This is a genomic window from Deinococcus sp. Arct2-2 (assembly GCF_004801315.1).
Taxonomy (GTDB): Bacteria; Deinococcota; Deinococci; order Deinococcales; family Deinococcaceae; genus Deinococcus.
The window spans coordinates 36,597-53,119 of the sequence record NZ_SSNW01000035.1 but is presented as its reverse complement, the minus strand read 5'-3'; the positions used below and the strand labels follow the sequence as shown (position 1 = coordinate 53,119).

The following is a 16,523-nucleotide window of genomic DNA, read 5'->3' as shown; positions in this document are numbered from 1 at the left end:
CTGTACCTGAGCCGAGTCTCTACTCGAAGTCGTCCAAACATTGGGGCCAGCCCACAGCGTGGCGGTGTTGGTAAACTTTAGGTCTTTATCAAAAAAGACGGCAAACTGGAACAATGGCACCAAACGGCTATGAAAAGTCAGGCTGGCAATGGCTTCAGGGGTGTTGTTTGGGCCGATGGCTTGCCCAGACACCGTAAAGTTGGTTTCTTGGGCACTCAGGTTCTCGAAGAGTTCCCCGGCTGGAATTTTGATCTCTCTGGAAGTGCCCTTGGTCACGTAGCTCGTCACGTTGCGAGCGCCCACAACGTCGGTTTTGCAAGCAAAGTCGCCTAAGCCGGAAGTCACGTTGGGCAAGCAACTGGCGGGCGTGGTGCCGTCCGGCGTTTCGAAGCCCTTGAACTTGACCCGAATCTGCTCGGCACGGGCATTCAGCGAGGCTTCGGCGGCGTAAAAGCCCGCGCTGGCGTTGGCACTGCTGCGGCTGGTTTTGGTGTTGCTGACCGTAACTAGAGAATAAGTCGTGAGAACGACGGCCAGAATAGCCACCAAGCTGAGAGCCACCACCAGCGCGTAGCCGGAGTCGCGGCGCTGCATGGCGCTAGGTCGGGCATGTGGGAGAACAGATCGGTTCATACGGCTCCTGTATTTGCAGAGGGCGTGCTTGCGGCGGGCGTGTGCCTGACGGGTGCGAAGATGAGCTGAGTCGAGCGCGTTGGCAGCGTTGGGCTGAACTGCATGAAGAACGGCGCTGTGTCTTTGGGACGCTGCTTGTTTTGAACACGACGTGTTGATCTGGCGGGGGCCAGCAGCAATGGGGCAGACATCAGCGGGCCTGCTCGATGTTGCGGGGAAAGACGGTGGCCGTAAACGAGCGAGGTTTGTTGCTGCCCTGCCCAGCGCTGCCCGAAGTCATGGTGACGGCCACCGATTTGATCCTTGCCCAAGGGCCAGTCAGGGTCATGCTGGTGGCCGTTGCCAGAGGATTGACCAAGTTGCTGTTGACACTCAGGTCGGTAACGCCGTAAGCCACCACTTGCGCCTGAGCGTCGGTTTGGCCGCCTATTGCCAGCAGGAGATCGCTGCCCACCACTTTGTATCTGCGCTGATCTACCAACACCAACAAGCTGCCGTTGGTGGCGGTGGAGTCGCCGGGAACCGTGCTGCCGAGGCTGACGCTGGTGCGGTAGATGAAGCTTGCACCCGAACCGCTGGTCATGGGGGCCAGCATCGCTGTAACGATCACCGGATCGACTTTGAGGGTTTGGGTAGTGGTGGCCGGGCGGAACAGCAGGGCAGTTTGGGCTTGGTTACCCTGTGCGGCAAAGTAGGCCCGCCAATCGGCGATGTTGGTGGGATCAATGCCTGCGGTGGGCGCGTTATAAGCGCAGGAACCTGTCGCCGCCCCCGGTGTGGTGGCCGCAGGCGGTGGCCCACTGACCTGAATGATGCTGCCACTAACGGCACACAGGGGCAGGCGCTGCACTCGTGTAACCCCCCGGCGCACGGTCACTGTTTTGCCCGAACTGTTGAACTCTAGGCCCGACACGCCCAAGTCCAGCGACAAGTCTTCGCCTGCCTGACGCACATCGGCGGAGAGAATATCCAGCGCCGATTGCACGTTTTGGCTGGCCATCACGCGCCCGGTGTCGGCTTCTACCAGTTTGTTGCTGCTGGAAAAGGCATTGAAGGCAATGGTCAGAACCACCAAAAACAGCCCCATCGCCACCAGCAGTTCTACCAGCGTAAAGCCTGCGTTCTTGGCTCCCGCTTTTACTCCAGTCACGGCCCTCCTGTTCACACGCTTACTCACTGCCGAACGACGTGTAGTACTACAGTCGCAGTTGTGCAGGCTTCTTCGATTCCATCGACTTTGCCCTCGCGCAAGAACCGATAGAAGCGCCGTGTGCGTCGCAGCTGTATGGCAAGTGCGACTGTAGTAGTAGTAGGTGTCTGCCTTGTGCAAAACCTTGTTGCCATACTTCACCTCCAGACGGATGTACACGGCGCTGCTGCTGCACACCATGCTGAGAGGAGCGTCGGGGGGGCAGAAGGTAGACACGGCAGTGAAGGGGATGTTGCCGCTGGTGACGGTGTCGGTGCGGGTAGTTCTGAGCGCACCGTAATTGCCCGCTTGCCGGTAGCCTTCCAGCACCACTTCACTGACCCGGATCGCCTCGGCGCGGCGGCTGACATCGGTGTTCAGGGCGGTATTGGAGAGCATGGCGCTGAGAAGGGCGGTAAGGGCGATACCCAGCACCACAAAGGCCACCAAGACCTCGATTAGGCTCATGCCTGCGGTGTGCGGCCCAGAAATCGGCGGCTTAGGAACCACTGGTTCTCACCCCGCCGCCGAGAGCCACATCCACGTGAAGAGTTCGCGTGCCCTCTCTGAGCGTCAGTCGCCCATTGGGTGCTGCCAACCCGCGCGAGGTAAAGCACACCACCACAGGGTTGGGGCCGGGAGTGAGCGTAGAAAGCAGCACCGTCCGGCCATAAGAGTTGAGGGTCAGAGGAACCGTACCCAAATCCGTCCATTTGCTGGCATTGGTTTCGCTGCACCGCACCGCACTTTGCAACACCAATTGCTGAGAGCTGTTGAGGATCATGCGGCGGGCCTGTGTATTGGACACCGCGCCGCTGCGAAGTTGAAACAGGCTGGCATGCACGGTACGGGCGGCGTCGCGGGCAGGGTTGCGCGTAGATAAGTAACTGTCTGTGATTAGCGATGCCCTGGTTCCCTAGCCGAAAGACGAGCAACCAGGGCGTCAGCGGGTCAGGCTGATCAGAACCGCGACGGGGTCTTGACCGCGCAACCGCGCGGTCTCCACGGCGGACTTGATCCGCATATACGTCTGCGCGCCCACGGCGTTCTTGCTGCACTGCGAGACTTTCCTCGCCATCACGATGGTTCGCAGACTCCGTTCCGCCGCGTTGTTCGTTGGTGGAATATCCGGATCCTTCAGAAACCGCCACAACCGATCCAGCACGTGTTGCTTCAGGAGGCCCAGTCGGAGTCGCTCGTTCGCTTTCGACTTCAGCGGTGCCCGGTTGAGCAGGGTGTCCAGGCGCAGGGTGAGTCCCTCACCCTGCTGCGCGTATTCCTCTCGCGTGCACACGCCCGTCGTCACGTCCCGGTGCAGTCGAATGCCCTCCCGGAAGACCTGTGCAACCCGTTGTCCGTACAGTTCTCCACGCCCGGGGCGGCACTGCTCCGCGGCGGCGACCTCATCCGCGTTGCGGATCAGGTGCGCCAGGCACTTTTGCTGCCGGACGTCCTGCAGGAAACGGCTGTCATACGAGGAGAAACGGTCGCTGACCAGCACGCCCGCGAAGTTCTGTCCCAGCCCTTGGCGGACTTCCACGTTGGTGTGCCGCAGATTCGCGCGGAAGACCACGGTGTCCGCGCTGCGGAACGCGCCCACCCAGGCATTCTGAGTGCCGATCCGCCAGCCGGTGTCGTCGTGATGCACGAACGGAGCGTGTTGCACGTGTGCTTGAAGAGCCTCGACGTGCGCGGCAAGGGGACGGCCGTCGGCGGCAAGCCGCTGTGCAGCTTGCGTGATCGTACCTTGCGTGACCTGCACGCCGCTGAGGAGAGTCATGACCCGACCGATTCGGCGAACCGGCAAGCCAAGCTCGTGATGCAGGGTCTGAAGGGTGGCGTGCAGGACGGGTCCGAGTCGATGAGCGGTGGCGCCTCTCTGATCGGCTTGCAGGGCGGGATGGTCGCCACGCACCGCGTGGTGACACTGGGGGCAGTCCATGACGGGCACGTGGTACTCGGTGATCTGCACGGCGTTCTGAGGGACAAGTTCCGTGATCCAGGCTTTGTCGTGACGGGTAAAGATCAGCGGTCCTGTGAAACCACACCGAGGGCAGGTGTTCGGTGTGTCGACCTGTACGGTCTCGGTGACCTGTTGCGGTAGGGGTGGCGACTTGTGCGCGAAGAGACCTTCACCAGGACGGCGTCCTGGTGATTTGGGTTGGGCCGTCCGCGTCTCCCGACTGAAGGGTGCGGCGTACTTGCGGGCCCGTCGTTCCAGCTCTTCAATCCGCTTCTTCAAGCGGGCATTCTCAGCCTGAAGCGCTTTGTTCTCCGCGATCAACTGGTAGATCTGCTCAGACTGGCGACGGATGATCTCGAAGAGATCTTTCTCAGTCACCTCGGAGCCCATGAACAGCATGGTAACGGCAAGGGCGCCCGGCCGGAAGCCGGGCACCCAGGGGGCCGCTTGTATGTTGGAGGCGGGACTGAGACTCGGTAGATCGTGGGCCGCGTGGTCAGAAAGACCGTTGATTCGCTGTGATCGCCGAGTCACACCCGTTCTGACCGACAGGCCGAACAATTGCTTGAACCCTGGAGTTCGCATGAGCAAGCTTGGCGCTGGCCAGAACCCTGTCCCACACGACAATTCTGGAGGTGTACCTGTATGTCAGACCAGACGTTCGTCGGTATTGATGTCTCGAAAGCCCGCCTCGATGTCGCGGTGCTGCCGAGCGGGGAAGTCTTCGCCATCGACAACACCGCACCTGGCCTCACCGAACTGCTGATCCGTCTCTCGGATGTTCAGCCCCAACTGGTCGTGATGGAAGCGACCGGCGGCCTGGAACAGGCCGCCATGTTGGCCCTGCATGAGGCCGGGGTGCCAGTCACGGTCTTGAACCCACGGCAGGTTCGTCATTTCTCTCGTGCACTTGGTCAGCGCGCAAAAACAGACCGAATGGATGCCATGCTGCTGGCTCGGTTTGCTCAGACCCTGCAGCCCGAAGCCCAAGTGCCCGGAGATGCGTCGCAACGCGCGCTGGAAGCATTGCTGGCCCGTCGACGCCAGGTCGTGGATCTCTTGACGATGGAGCGCAACCGACTGCACAGCAGTCGGGATCCGTATGTACAGGCTGATCTGCAAGAGATGATCCACTATCTCGAAGGCCGCCGAGAGCAACTCGACCATGCCCTCCAACACGCGGTGCAGGGCCATCCGAAGTTCCAGGCGACGTACACCGTATTGACGTCGGCCCCAGGGGTTGGTCCGGTCATGGCCTTCACGTTGCTGGCCCAACTCCCGGAGTTGGGCTCGCTCTCTAGGCAGAAAATAGCTAACCTGGTGGGGGTTGCCCCACTCAACCGGGACAGTGGCACAGCCCGTGGTCACCGAAAAATCTGGGGTGGACGTGCTGAGGTGCGTCAAGTGCTCTACATGTCGGCGGTCTCCGCGGTGCGCTGGAATCCAACGCTCAAGACCGTCTTTGATCAGTTGATCCACAAGGGTAAACCGACGAAAGTTGCTCTGGTCGCCTGTATGCGCAAATTGCTCGTTTACCTGAATGCCATGGTGCGTGATCAGATCCCTTGGCATGTTCAACCCGCTGCCTGAATCCTGGTCGACATCACGCCTGGCCGCCTTCAGGGCCGAGGAGGTGGGTCGTGCGTTGTACCGGCACGTTGTGTGTGCCGGTGCAACCACTGCCCACCTCCTCGGCCTTTCCCCCTGGGCAAGCAACCCCAGTGCCCAGCCGTGACCTTATGACCCGCACCTGAAGGCAATGCTAGCCTTGAGTGGCCAGCCTCTTTTGAGCCTCAAGAGCTCGTGCAGGCCCGTTGAGGGACCTTGCCTGGGGCTGGCTGCTCTTGTCTTGGGCCGCATCCCTCATGTCCCACTTGACGATCAACACAATTGCTAATCACAGACAAGTAACTTTGCACGCCCAGCGCCGTCAAGATCCCAATGATAGCCATGACGATCAGGAGTTCGGTGATAGTGAACCCTGCCGCCTTACTAACCGCGCGGGATTTTAAATGTGACTTCATGAGCTTTTCTCCTTAGGGCAGACAAGTGCTTCCAGAAAAGATCCTTTGGGTAATCGCTTGTCTCGATAGCTCAGAATCGCGCATGGCCTCTTACAGATATTTACTTTGCGCCCTGCAAATCCTTATCTTTTCCACGCTGAATCTTCTTCTTAACCTAAGACGAGAGAAAGGCAATAGAAATCACCCAATTGGGTGTGTCTCTTTCATTAACTGATGAGAAGATGTTCACCTAATTTGGTATGAATGCAACGCTATAGGGAATGTTTGTAAAATATTTAACAGATTCATTTCGACTCCAGCTTCATGAAGGATTCATAGTTATCTTGCCACCCGGACTATTAAGGCGGGTCTGGTCTGTAGACAGACTGGTCAGCTGTCTATCAAAGCCAGTTGTGACCCAGAAGCGTGGTGCTTTATGAAGGAGGGGCGCGGGTATCAAGCACGCTCTCTGTTGAAACCGCAAGCGCCTTGCCTCTGGCTCTGGCAAACGCTGGCAGTCCCACGCAGCCCCGCCCCAACCTCTTGCCCTAGAATGGGGGTGTTATGCCCGTCCTCGTTGCCGCCGTCGCCTATCTGCTGGGATCGTTGGTGGCGGGCATTCTCTATTCACGCGCCCTCGGCCAAGACATCCGAGACCGTGACCTGCCCGGCGGAAGCGGCACGGTGCGGCAATACGGGCGCTGGGCGGGCATCGCCGTCACGCTGGCCGACACCCTCAAGGGACTGGCCGCCGTATGGCTGACCCACATGCTGGCCCCCCCATGGACAGCAGTAGCCGCGTTTTTCGTGGTGCTGGGACACTGTTACCCGGTGTTTTTCAGGTTTCGGGGCGGCGTGGGCATCGGGCCGTTTATGGGGGCGCTGCTGGCGGTGGCCCCGGTCACCATTTTGGGCATCGTGGGTCTGGGACTGGTCATCATGCCGCTGTACAAAGCCACCCTGCAACAGCGTCTGAAACTGAATGCCGTGCCGTTTGCCACCGTGATCGTGTTGCCTCTGGGCGTGCTGCTGGCGCTGCGGTACGGCGGCCTGCCCGAACTGCTGGCGGGTGCGGCGGCCATGACCATCCGCACCGTTCACCTGATGATCGCGCCGCCTGTGCGTCCGGGCTTAGACAGTCAGCGCGAGACCAAAGCGTGAGCCGAAGCCGTTCCAAATTCGTTTATCTGTCCGGCCTGCTTGCCCTCCTGACCCTGCCCGGTTTGGCCGCCGCCGACGCGGTGTTGGAAGGCCGCACCCTGCGCTATGAAGACGGGCCGCGCCTGCTGTGGCAGCGCACTTATCCGGCGGCATTGGGCGACCTGACCGGGCCGCTGAACGTGGGCAACCTGACCTACCTCGGCGTGGGGCCGGAAGTGTACGTGCTGAATGCCGACAGCACGGTGCAGGCCCGAGTTGACCTGCCCGGCTTGGTTGCGTCGCTGGATGCCAGCAGCGGCACAGTGCGCGTGACCACGCAGGGCGACGGCTACACCGAGCGGTTTACCTTGGGCGACGCCGCACAGGGCGCACCGGTACAGGAGCGGGTGGTGCCGCCACCCAATCCTGAAATTACCGGTTGGCTGGCCCGCGCCGCCGACGCCGTCCCTCAGTCCGAACTGGCGCAGGCCGCTGCCCAAGACCCCACCAATCCCTTTCTGGCGCTGCGCCAAGCCAGACTGGTGGGCATTCAGGGCGATACTTTTTCGGCGCTGAGTGCGGTGCGGCGTGCCCTGAGTGCCGAGATGCCTTTTCCGGCGTGGGTGATGCTGGCGGGGCGGCTGGACACTGCGGGCTTTCCGGCGGCGGCGAATTTGGCGTTAGACCGCGCCAAGCGGGACGCGGCCGAGCGAGGCTTCGACCCCGAAATCAGTGTGAGCCGGGACACCCTGAGCGCCTACGGCAATCCCAGCGGCTACGTGGGCACGCTGCTGGCCCAAAGCCGCCTCACGCGGGCGGGCGCGTGGCTGGCTTATCTGCGGGAACTGCATCCCCGCTTCGAGGGTGGCCCAGCGCTGTACCTGCGCTACGCCGCCCTACTGGACGCTCAAGGGCGCGGCGGCGAGGCCGAGGAATGGCGGCAATTTACCCGCACCTTGCGGTCAGGTACGCTGTACAACTTGGGGCCAGACGGCACAGGCCAAGTGCGCGACGCGGCCCGGTTGGTTACGTTGGCGTTGCTGCTAGCGTTGGCGGCCTCTTTTGCGGCGCTGGTAGCGCGGGCGTGGCGCGTGCAGGGCGAGGACACCCGGCCGCTAGGGGGCCGGTTCCGCTCTTTGCTGCGCCGTCCGTTGTCGCGGGCGCGGCGCACCACACTGGCCTACGCCTCGTTTGGGGAGCGGCTGGCCTTGGTTACGCTGGCGCTGGGGCTGGTGGCAGCGGTGGGCGGCTGGCAGTGGACGAATCACACCGGGCAAGGCCTCCGGGCGGCGGCGCTCACATCGGGGACGTATGGGGGCGGCTGGGTCACGGCCCGCCTGAGCGACCTGAACTTACGCCCCAGCCCCGACGCGGCGCTGTTGGCAGGCCTGTCTGCCCAACTGGACGGAGACGACGGCGTGGCCCGCGCCCAGTACACCCGCGCCCAAACCACTGGGGCTGGGCAAGAGGCCTGCGCCCTGAACAACCTAGGTGTCATTGCGGCCCAGCGCGGCGACGTGCCCCAGTCCCGCGAAAGCTACCGCGCGGCGCTGGCCATCCGGCCCGATCTGGCCGCCGCCGCCTTCAATCTGGGCCTCAATCCCGGCACCCCCAGCACGGCGTTTCAGCAGCAGTACCGCCCCGGCCAACCCCGCCTGTGTTACCCCGACCAGCGCAGCTTGGCCCGCGCCGTCAGCGGCGACCTCAGCGTGACCCTGCGCCGCGACCTGCAACAGCCGTTGGCCCTCCTGAACGACGCCCCCGGCCAGAGTGCCCGCCTCGGTGCGGCCCTGCTGGGAGCGTTGGCGCTGCTGGCAGCCATTGCCTTTACCCTGCTGATTCCACGCGCCGCCACCGACGCCCGCCTGCGCCGCCCCGCCGTTTACCGTGTGCTGGCGCTGCTGCTGCCCGGTGCCGCCCTCCTAGAAGGCGCGTGGGGCGGCGTGCTGCTGCTGGCGTGGGGCGCAACGCTGGCGGCACTGGCTCCACTGACTGGCCTGATTTCCTATGCAGGGCTACTGAATCCTGCCCAAGTCACTACGCGCAATCTGCTGCTGGCTGTGCTGATCGGGGTATACGCCCTCAATACGCTGGCGTTTGCCCTGATAGAGCTGCGCCACGCCCGTAATACACGCAGGGAGCGGGCAGAGCGGTAAGGGGCGGGCGAATGATAAAAGCGATTGCCCCTCACCACCATTCATGCTCCACAAGCCCTCGTCCTTCTTAGACCCTTCGACCCTAGACCCTTAAACCAGCGCCGAACCGGCTGAGATGCCCCCCGTTCCCTTCACCGTTCCTCCAGCCAACGGGTGCAAGCGGGACACCCCGGCAGATACAGATCAGCTTGGGCGGGCATACTCCCCGGATGCCTGTGGTTACTCTGCCTGTCCTCCGATTTCCTTTACTGCACCGCCGACGAACCCGCTCCGTGTGGGCCGCGCTGACCCTGCTGCTCGCGCCTGCCCTTGCCCCAGCCTCTGCCGCTTCGGTGGGGGCCGCCCAACTGACCGTGACCACCGACCAGACCGCCGCGTACCTGAACGGCGAGAGTACCAAGCTGACCAATTCTCCGCGTCTGATCGGAGGGCGCACCATGCTGCCTCTGCGCGAAATGGCGGCGTTGCTGGGCCAACCCCTAGTCATCGGCACGGGACAGATAGGAGCCGGGCAACTGCAACTCGGCAAATTGGTCATCGATACCCGCACCAACTCGGCCACCCTCGCAGGCCAGCTTCAGCCTGAAGGCAACGTAGTAAGCGCGGCGGGCACGCTCTATGTCACGGCCCGCCTGATTTCCGACGCGCTGAATGCCAACATGAGCGTGGACGATTCGGGGCGTACCCTGACCCTAACCGCCCTGCGCGACGGGGGCAATCCGCTGGCCCCGCAGGCCCGCTTTTCTACCGACAAGAACGTATACGCGCCCGGCGAACGGGTCATCTTCACCGATTATCCCTTCGACCCGGACGGCTCCGACATCGTGGCCCGGCGCTGGACAGGACGGCAAGACGCCTATTTTCAGCCCGGAACCTACACGGTGGGGCTGCAAGTCACCAATGCGCGGGGGCTGCAAAGCACGGCCTTTACGCGCACTATCCGGGTAGAGGGGCTGCCTATAGATTCGCCCCTGACCTACGCCCTGAAATATGCCGACCCCGGCGATACTTTTCCTGATCCGGCGGTGGTGAATTACCCGGCAGTGACGCCGCAAGTCGTAGACGGCCCCAGCATTCCGCTCCTCTTCAGCGACAACCCAGAGGCGCCCACTCAGAGCGGCGTGCTGTACCAAGACAGTGTATCGGGCCGCGCCCGCCTGCTGGCCTACCACCTGAACGCGCTGGGCAAACCCGCCCGCCTGTACGTGCTGGCCCGCAACACCGAAAACCGCCCGGTAGAAGTGAGAACCGAGCGACTAGGCGAAACCGCGCCCACCCGCATCGAAGGCATTTTGGGGCAGGTCACGCTGCTGGATTACTTTGCTTACACGGGCAGCCAAACTCTGACGCTGGCCCCCGGCCAAAGCGCTGCCGTGTACGCCAGCCCCACGCTGGGCATGGGCAGCGGCGTGAACCTGATGCAAGACGTGGCCACCACAGGCCGCGTGGAACTGACCTTCCTGATGTTGGAAGATACCTTGCCCGTCAGCGGCCAACTCGTACAGCAATTGCCTTATCTGCCCACCGATGGCCGCCATGTACGCGGTACTTTTCCAGACGCGGTGCGAACCTTGCGCGTGAACCTGACCAGCCTGCCTGCCCGAATCGTCATTGGTGACGGCATGCTTGACCCGGCCATCACTGGAACCGATATGCTGACCGGCCAAGCGGTGCGCTTGATGGGCAATTACGGCGTGCTGTACGACCTAGAAGTGAACGGCGCGGCAGGCACGGCGGTAGCCCTCAGCCCACGCGGGGGCCTCTACCGGGGAGCCATGAACGTCACCGACGGCCCCTTGATGCAGACCATCAAACTGCCGCGCACCGGGGCGGCCCTCGCGCCCAACCAACCCGTGATGCTGTGGCGGCCCCAAACAGACCGCCTGAACATTGATTTTGTGCCTGCCAGTGGCAGCAATCTGCCGATCAGTCTGGTGTTTTATAAGACGAAAGTGCAGAGCGGGTTCGGCGGGATCATCAAGACGTATCAGCCGTAGGCGATTGATCGTGGATTGTGGAACGTGGATCGTGGGGCAAGCGCCAAACCACGATCCACGTTCTACATTCTGCTTACAGCGTTTGCGTCGCCTGCACCCACCATCCCGGCTTGTGCCGCGCAATCGCCCGCGCCGCGTCGTGGGCTTGATCGTCGGTGGCGGCCAGTGCAAAACAGGTGCTGCCCGATCCACTCATCAGGGGCGAGCGCAGGCCAGCTTCGGCCAGCAAATTCAGGGCCTCCTGAACCGGGGGGTGGCGCAGGGCCACATGCGGTTGCAGCGCGTTCAGGTAGGGCACGGGGCGTCCGGTGGTCAGGGCGTCCAGAATGGCTTCTATGTCCAGTGCGGGCGAGAATTCTTCTTCGTCGTCCAGCCAGCGGTAGGCGTCGGCGGCGCTGACTTCTACCCCCGGATTTACCAGCACGAGTGGCACACGCGGCACAGGCAGCGGCGTCAGGATTTCTCCTACGCCCTCGGCAATGGCCGCCTGTCCGATCAAAAAGAACGGCACATCGGCCCCCAGTTTCAACGCCAGTTTGGGCAAATCCACCCCCGCCGGAAAGAGCCGGGCCAAGGCCATCAGGGTGGTGGCCGCGTCACTGCTGCCGCCGCCCAAGCCCGACGCGAGGGGCAGCCGTTTGGTCAATGTGATCTGCACGCCTGTGCTTATGCCCGCCGCATCGAGGTAAGCGCGTGCGGCCCGGAACACCAAGTTTTTGGCGTCGGTGGGCAGGTCTGCACCTTCTACCGCCAGCGTCAGCGTCGGCGCGGGCTGAATCTGGAGGTCATCGCCCACGTTCAGCGGCACCATGATGGTATGCAGTTCGTGGTAGCCGCCCTGCCGCAGCCCGCGCACACTGAGGCCCAAATTCACCTTCGCCGGGGCGAAATAGGTGGTGGGCTGGGTGCGGATGGGGGCAACTTGTGTCATCAGGGTCAGCATCCCACACCGGGGCGGGGGGTGTAAGGGGCGGGTTAGGGGGGTTACTTCATGAGGGGGAGAGGTTGCGATTAGGGCGGGGTTTCTGGTTTTGTCCCACGTTGAATTCCCCCACCCCCACACTTGCAAAGCTCCGCAGGAGAGGGTGCAGGGGAGTTGTCGTTGCACTAGGCAGGATTGATCTTGTCGCATCCACACTTGGCTTGTTCGTTCATCTGAAGCGGAATTGCCAGTCGTCTTGAGAATGGAATTGGCCCGCCCACTGCGTGGACGACGGCCTCACACGCAGTTGGGCGGGAACGGTTTGAGGTTGCGTTGTCCCTCTCCCCTTGCGGGGGAGGGCGCTGCGTAGCAGCGGGAGGGGGTGAGTGAGCGTCAGCGATTGCCTTTCCCACATTCCACGATCTACCCCCACTCTTCCTTAGTACTACAGTTGCACTTGCCCTACAGACGCGACGCACATGGTGTTTATCGTGGTTCTTACGTCGGGGCAAAGTTGATGGAATCGAGGAAGCCTGCACAAGTGCGGCTGTAGTATTAGAGCGTGTTTATAAAGGGTCGGCAGTTTTTCCAAGCTGCGTGCAGAAGGATATTCGCTGTGCTCACTCCCCCCTCCCCAGCCCTCCCCCGCAAGGGGAGAGGGAGCAACAGCTCGACAAATACGGCATTTCTAGGATGCTGAGACATCTAAGCACCACTTTATAAACACGCTCTTAGCTGGACTTTAGCCATTGACAGAGGGAGCAGCCTACTGCTCCCTCTGTCAAACTTGAGCATGACACGGCTTCCGAAGTGGTTCACTGCGGTTCTGGAAGGATTCGCTCCGTTATTCTCGGCGCGCATCTGGCCGCAGGTGCAACTCTTGGTGGTCGGGGCGCTACTCTCTCCTGGAAAACGGACAGTGACCGCGGCGTTGCGGGTGCTCGGTTTGGCAGACGATCCGAGGTTCGGGACGTTTCACCGCCTTTTGAATCGGGCGCGCTGGTCCAGTCTCCAAGCCAGTCGCGTGCTGCTCGGTCTACTGCTGATGGCCTTGGTGCCCTCAGGGCCGCTCGTCCTCGGTTTGGACGACACCATAGAACGACGCACTGGAGCCAAGATCAGTGCCAAGGGCATTTACCGGGATCCAGTACGGTCCAGCCACGGGCATTTCGTCAAAGCCAGCGGGCTCCGCTGGCTGAGCTTGATGCTGCTGACCCCCATTCCCTGGGCCCAACGCGTCTGGGCGCTGCCATTCCTGACGGCACTGGTGCCGTCACAGCGGTACCACGAAGAACGCGGTCACCGGCACAAGACCCTGACCGACTGGGCTCGGCAGATGCTGCGCGTGGTACAGCGGTGGTGTCCTGGACGGCCACTGATCGTGGTGGCAGACGGCGCGTATGCCAGTATTGCTTGGCTCCATGACCTCCAGCAGGGCCAGCCGATCACAGTCATCACCCGTCTTCGCTTGGATGCAGCTCTCTACGACCCCGCATCAGAACGCGGGGCCGGCCAGATGGGCCGGCCCCGGCTGAAAGGCAACCGCCTCCCAACCCTGGCCTCCCTGCTTCAAGATCCAGAGACGCGCTGGGAGCGCGTCCAGGTGGGCTGCTGGTATGGGGAGAACCGCCGCGAGGTCGAGATCGTTTCTCGAACCGCGGTCTGGTATCACACCGGTCTCCCACCCCTTCCGGTGCGCTGGGTGCTGATCCGTGATCCCAAAGGGAGATGCTCCACTCAAGCGCTGCTGTGTACGGATCTTTTGCAGACCCCCATCCAGATCCTGGAGCACTTTGTGCAGCGTTGGCAACTTGAGGTCACTTTGAAGAGGTTCGAGCACACCTGGGCGTGGAAACACAGCGGCAGTGGACTGATCTGGCCATTGCCAGAACAACCCCAGCGTTGCTGGGGCTGTTCTCTCGCGTCACCCTGATGGCCCACGAACGCTGGAAGAGTCATCCCGTCAGGGTTCGTCGAGCCGCCTGGTATGCCAAGACTCTGCCGACCTTCGTTGATGCGCTCGCTGAGGTTCGGCGAGCCTTGTGGAAGGTGCCGACTGTTCGCACATCTGCACCAGAACGCGAAGTGGTTCAAGTCCCACTTGAGTTCATCGAGCGCCTCACAGACGCGCTCTGCTATGCCGCCTGACCCTCCTCAATGGCCAAAGTCGAGTTAAGACCAAGCCCCCGAAAACTCAGCCCCTTCCAACCCCTTTCGCCTACCCAACCCCCTGAAACTGCACCAACACCCCTTGCCTATCTGCCGCTTGCCGCGCCTGTGTCAGTTGGGCATGTGCGCCCACCAACAAAGCCCGCTCAGGCCGTTGCCACAGCGCCTGCGCGATTTTGCTGGCGCGGCGTACCAGTAGTGTTTCTCCGGGTAGGGCCAACGTGACGGCGGCCAACAATGCCTGTGCGCTGGGCGGCACATCCGACAGAGGATCGAGGTTCACGTGGGCCGTCACGCGCTCGCTGCCTCGGCGCAGGCTGACGCGGGCTTGGGGGGCGCTGTGCCGCTGCTCTATCAGCACGTCGGCATGGGGCGAATCTAGCCCCGGCGTACTTAGGCCGCGCCGCGCATCGTTGGCGAGGTGATGGGCGTCTTGCATATGCCGCCGCGTGCGTGTCACGTAGTCCACGCGCAGCGCAATAGCCCGCGCTTCGGCCTCATCCTGCACTTCGCGGGCGGCGTCGGCCAGCAGCGAAGGCCCCCGCCCCCGCGCGACAGAGGCGATCACGGCTTCGTTGTCGGTATGCACGCTCAGCGGTTGGCCGTCCGGCGCGTGCCGCAAGGCTTCTAGCACGGCCCGCAGTTCGGCGGCGTTGTTGTCGGGCGCTTCCAGTTGGCCCTGAAAGCGGGAGGGCAAATTGCCGGGCCTCAGCAGCACCAACCCCCAGCCGCCCACGCCGCGCCCGTCCGGTAATTCGTGCCAACTGGCATCCACGAACGCATGGTTCATCAGAGGTTGTCCTTTAGGAGTAAGACCTGTGGAAGTACGAAAAGATGGCTCAGAAAGCAGAGTCTAGGGCGTGTGGCGCGGCCAAATGGTGTGCGCCGCCCGTATCAGCCCTAGGCTTAAAGGCTGATGTCGAGGACTCGCCCCAGCACCCGCTGAGCCTGCAAATGCAGACTTCGGGGATCGTATTCTCCGCGCTCTACGGCAGCCAACACTTCCGGCGACAGGCCCGCTTCCTGCGCCATCGTCTTCAGTGAAATGCCCAGCAGACGGCGGCGCACACCGATGGCATGGGGGGGTGCAGTGGGTGTGCCGGGAATGTCCATAGACCATTTTGCCGTACCTGCCCTGCCCGGAATGCGATACTGCTTTCATCATGGATGTACTCGCGCTGTACAAGGAAGCGGGCGCTTACCACGAGGGGCATTTTTTGCTCGCCTCGGGTCGCCATTCACCCAAGTTTTTGCAGTCTACGACGGTCTTGCAGTATCCGCACCTGACCGAGCGGATTGGGCAGGCTATTGCCGAAAAGCTGCGAGAAGCCCACATCGGGGCGCGGCTGGTAGTTGGCCCCGCGATGGGCGGCGTGGTGCTGGCCTACGAAGTGGCCCGCCACACCGGAGGCCGCGCCATCTTTTCGGAAAAAGTGCAGATGGAAGGCGGCAGCAACGCCATGAAAATCCGCGAGGCCTTCACCCTCTCGCCGGGTGAGCCGTTTGTGGCGGTAGAGGACGTGCTGACCACCGGCGGCAGCGTTCTGAAAGCCGTGCGGGCCACCGAAGCGGCAGGCGGGCGCTGTGTGGGCATTGCCTGCATCGTTGACCGCCGTAAAGAGGACGGCCCGCTGGAAGGCTATCCGCTGATCGCCCTTACGCGCCTGACCTTCGATACCTACGCGCCAGCCGACGTGCCGGACTGGTTGGCCGAGCGGCCTTTGCAGGAGATTTAGGACGCTGTAGACGAGGCTGCTGCTCTCGCATCTTGCGACAGATTTGATGCAGTCTTTCTGCTTGCTCCCACGTTCTCCCCCACCCCCCAGCCCCCGCCCCCACAGGGGTCAGGGGAGTTGGTCGCTCCGTTCGGGAGGATTGATCTTGTCGCGTTATAAGTCGGCTAGATCGTCCTACTGAAGCGGAACTGCCAGTTCATTCCGAGATGGAGTTGGCCCACTCGCTGCGCGGATGACGGCCTTACACGGATGGGGGCGGGGACGTTATGGGGTGTCGGGGTTTTTGCTCCCTCACCCTTGAGGGGGGACTCGCAGAGCTGCGAAGCAGAGGGGGTGAGTGAGCAACGCGATTGCCCTCTCTCCCCGGCCTCAACCGAGTACAAAAATTTTCCCGCTTCACCGTACCTGAAATCTAGGTACGGTTTTTTGCTGTCCTGTACAGACTTTTAAAGCTTCCCGTGCTGAATCATCCCGATCTTGTGGGGCTATCCCACCGCGGAGAAGCGGCCTTCATGAAGGTTGACATCAAGCTGATGAATGGCGCACACTCTCCTTGTCCTAATGTAATCGTTTGCAAGCACCGCTTCTCGTCTGGCAGCGGCCCACAGTTTCAAA

The 16,523-nt window shown here is 62.3% G+C and carries 13 protein-coding genes; 6 read left to right on the top strand and 7 right to left on the bottom strand.

All coding sequences use genetic code 11. From position 1 onward, the window contains the following. The 4 genes from E7T06_RS14390 to E7T06_RS14375 form a co-directional block, all read right to left on the bottom strand. Positions 1 to 633, bottom strand: a 633-nt coding sequence (locus E7T06_RS14390; protein ID WP_205750937.1) for a pilus assembly PilX N-terminal domain-containing protein, incomplete at its 3' end; no start/stop codon positions are given. A 190-nt stretch (positions 634 to 823) separates the two neighbouring features. After that, positions 824 to 2,290 (bottom strand): type II secretion system protein, encoded by a 1,467-nt coding sequence (locus E7T06_RS14385; RefSeq protein ID WP_136366477.1) that lies wholly within the window; start codon positions 2,288 to 2,290, stop codon positions 824 to 826. A 31-nt stretch (positions 2,291 to 2,321) separates the two neighbouring features. Next, positions 2,322 to 2,666 carry a hypothetical protein gene (locus E7T06_RS14380; protein ID WP_136366472.1) on the bottom strand — a complete coding sequence of 115 codons (345 nt, stop codon included), beginning with the start codon at positions 2,664 to 2,666 and terminating at the stop codon, positions 2,322 to 2,324. A gap of 99 nt (positions 2,667 to 2,765) precedes the next feature. Further along, on the bottom strand, positions 2,766 to 4,175 hold the full coding sequence (locus tag E7T06_RS14375) for an IS66 family transposase (protein ID WP_240741077.1): 1,410 nt from the start codon (positions 4,173 to 4,175) through the stop codon (positions 2,766 to 2,768). A gap of 255 nt (positions 4,176 to 4,430) precedes the next feature. Here E7T06_RS14375 and E7T06_RS14370 point away from each other — a divergent pair, with 255 nt between their 5' ends. From E7T06_RS14370 to E7T06_RS14350, 4 genes are all read left to right on the top strand, one after another. Further along, positions 4,431 to 5,375: a transposase gene (locus E7T06_RS14370; protein ID WP_136366471.1), complete on the top strand. Its 945-nt coding sequence runs from the start codon at positions 4,431 to 4,433 to the stop codon at positions 5,373 to 5,375. Positions 5,376 to 6,352: 977 nt separating this feature from the next. Continuing rightward, positions 6,353 to 6,949 carry a glycerol-3-phosphate acyltransferase gene (locus E7T06_RS14360; RefSeq protein WP_136366469.1) on the top strand — a complete coding sequence of 199 codons (597 nt, stop codon included), beginning with the start codon at positions 6,353 to 6,355 and terminating at the stop codon, positions 6,947 to 6,949. Further along, entirely contained in the window at positions 6,946 to 9,084 is a 2,139-nt protein-coding gene (locus tag E7T06_RS14355) for a hypothetical protein (RefSeq protein ID WP_240741076.1), read from the top strand. Before E7T06_RS14360 ends, E7T06_RS14355 begins: the two co-directional genes overlap by 4 nt. A gap of 209 nt (positions 9,085 to 9,293) precedes the next feature. Further along, entirely contained in the window at positions 9,294 to 11,081 is a 1,788-nt protein-coding gene (locus E7T06_RS14350) for a stalk domain-containing protein (RefSeq protein ID WP_136366468.1), read from the top strand. Between the two features lie 73 nt (positions 11,082 to 11,154). Here the strand turns inward: E7T06_RS14350 and E7T06_RS14345 are convergent, their stop codons facing one another. Next, positions 11,155 to 12,012 carry a 4-(cytidine 5'-diphospho)-2-C-methyl-D-erythritol kinase gene (locus E7T06_RS14345; protein WP_240741075.1) on the bottom strand — a complete coding sequence of 286 codons (858 nt, stop codon included), beginning with the start codon at positions 12,010 to 12,012 and terminating at the stop codon, positions 11,155 to 11,157. Between the two features lie 784 nt (positions 12,013 to 12,796). On the opposite strand from E7T06_RS14345, the gene E7T06_RS14340 reads away from it, so the two are divergent. After that, positions 12,797 to 13,936, top strand: coding sequence for a transposase (locus tag E7T06_RS14340; RefSeq protein WP_205750935.1), 1,140 nt, complete (start codon positions 12,797 to 12,799; stop codon positions 13,934 to 13,936). 285 nt (positions 13,937 to 14,221) lie between these two features. Here E7T06_RS14340 and E7T06_RS14335 read toward each other — a convergent pair whose 3' ends face one another. Together E7T06_RS14335 and E7T06_RS14330 are read right to left on the bottom strand one after the other, a co-directional pair. Further along, positions 14,222 to 14,962 carry an RNase H family protein gene (locus E7T06_RS14335; protein ID WP_136366466.1) on the bottom strand — a complete coding sequence of 247 codons (741 nt, stop codon included), beginning with the start codon at positions 14,960 to 14,962 and terminating at the stop codon, positions 14,222 to 14,224. Positions 14,963 to 15,078: 116 nt separating this feature from the next. Further along, positions 15,079 to 15,285, bottom strand: a complete 207-nt coding sequence (locus tag E7T06_RS14330; protein WP_136366465.1) for a helix-turn-helix transcriptional regulator — start codon at positions 15,283 to 15,285, stop codon at positions 15,079 to 15,081. Positions 15,286 to 15,335: 50 nt separating this feature from the next. Between E7T06_RS14330 and pyrE the strand changes: the two genes are divergently transcribed. After that, entirely contained in the window at positions 15,336 to 15,908 is a 573-nt protein-coding gene (gene pyrE, locus E7T06_RS14325) for an orotate phosphoribosyltransferase (RefSeq protein ID WP_136366464.1), read from the top strand. Positions 15,909 to 16,523: the final 615 nt, after the last annotated feature.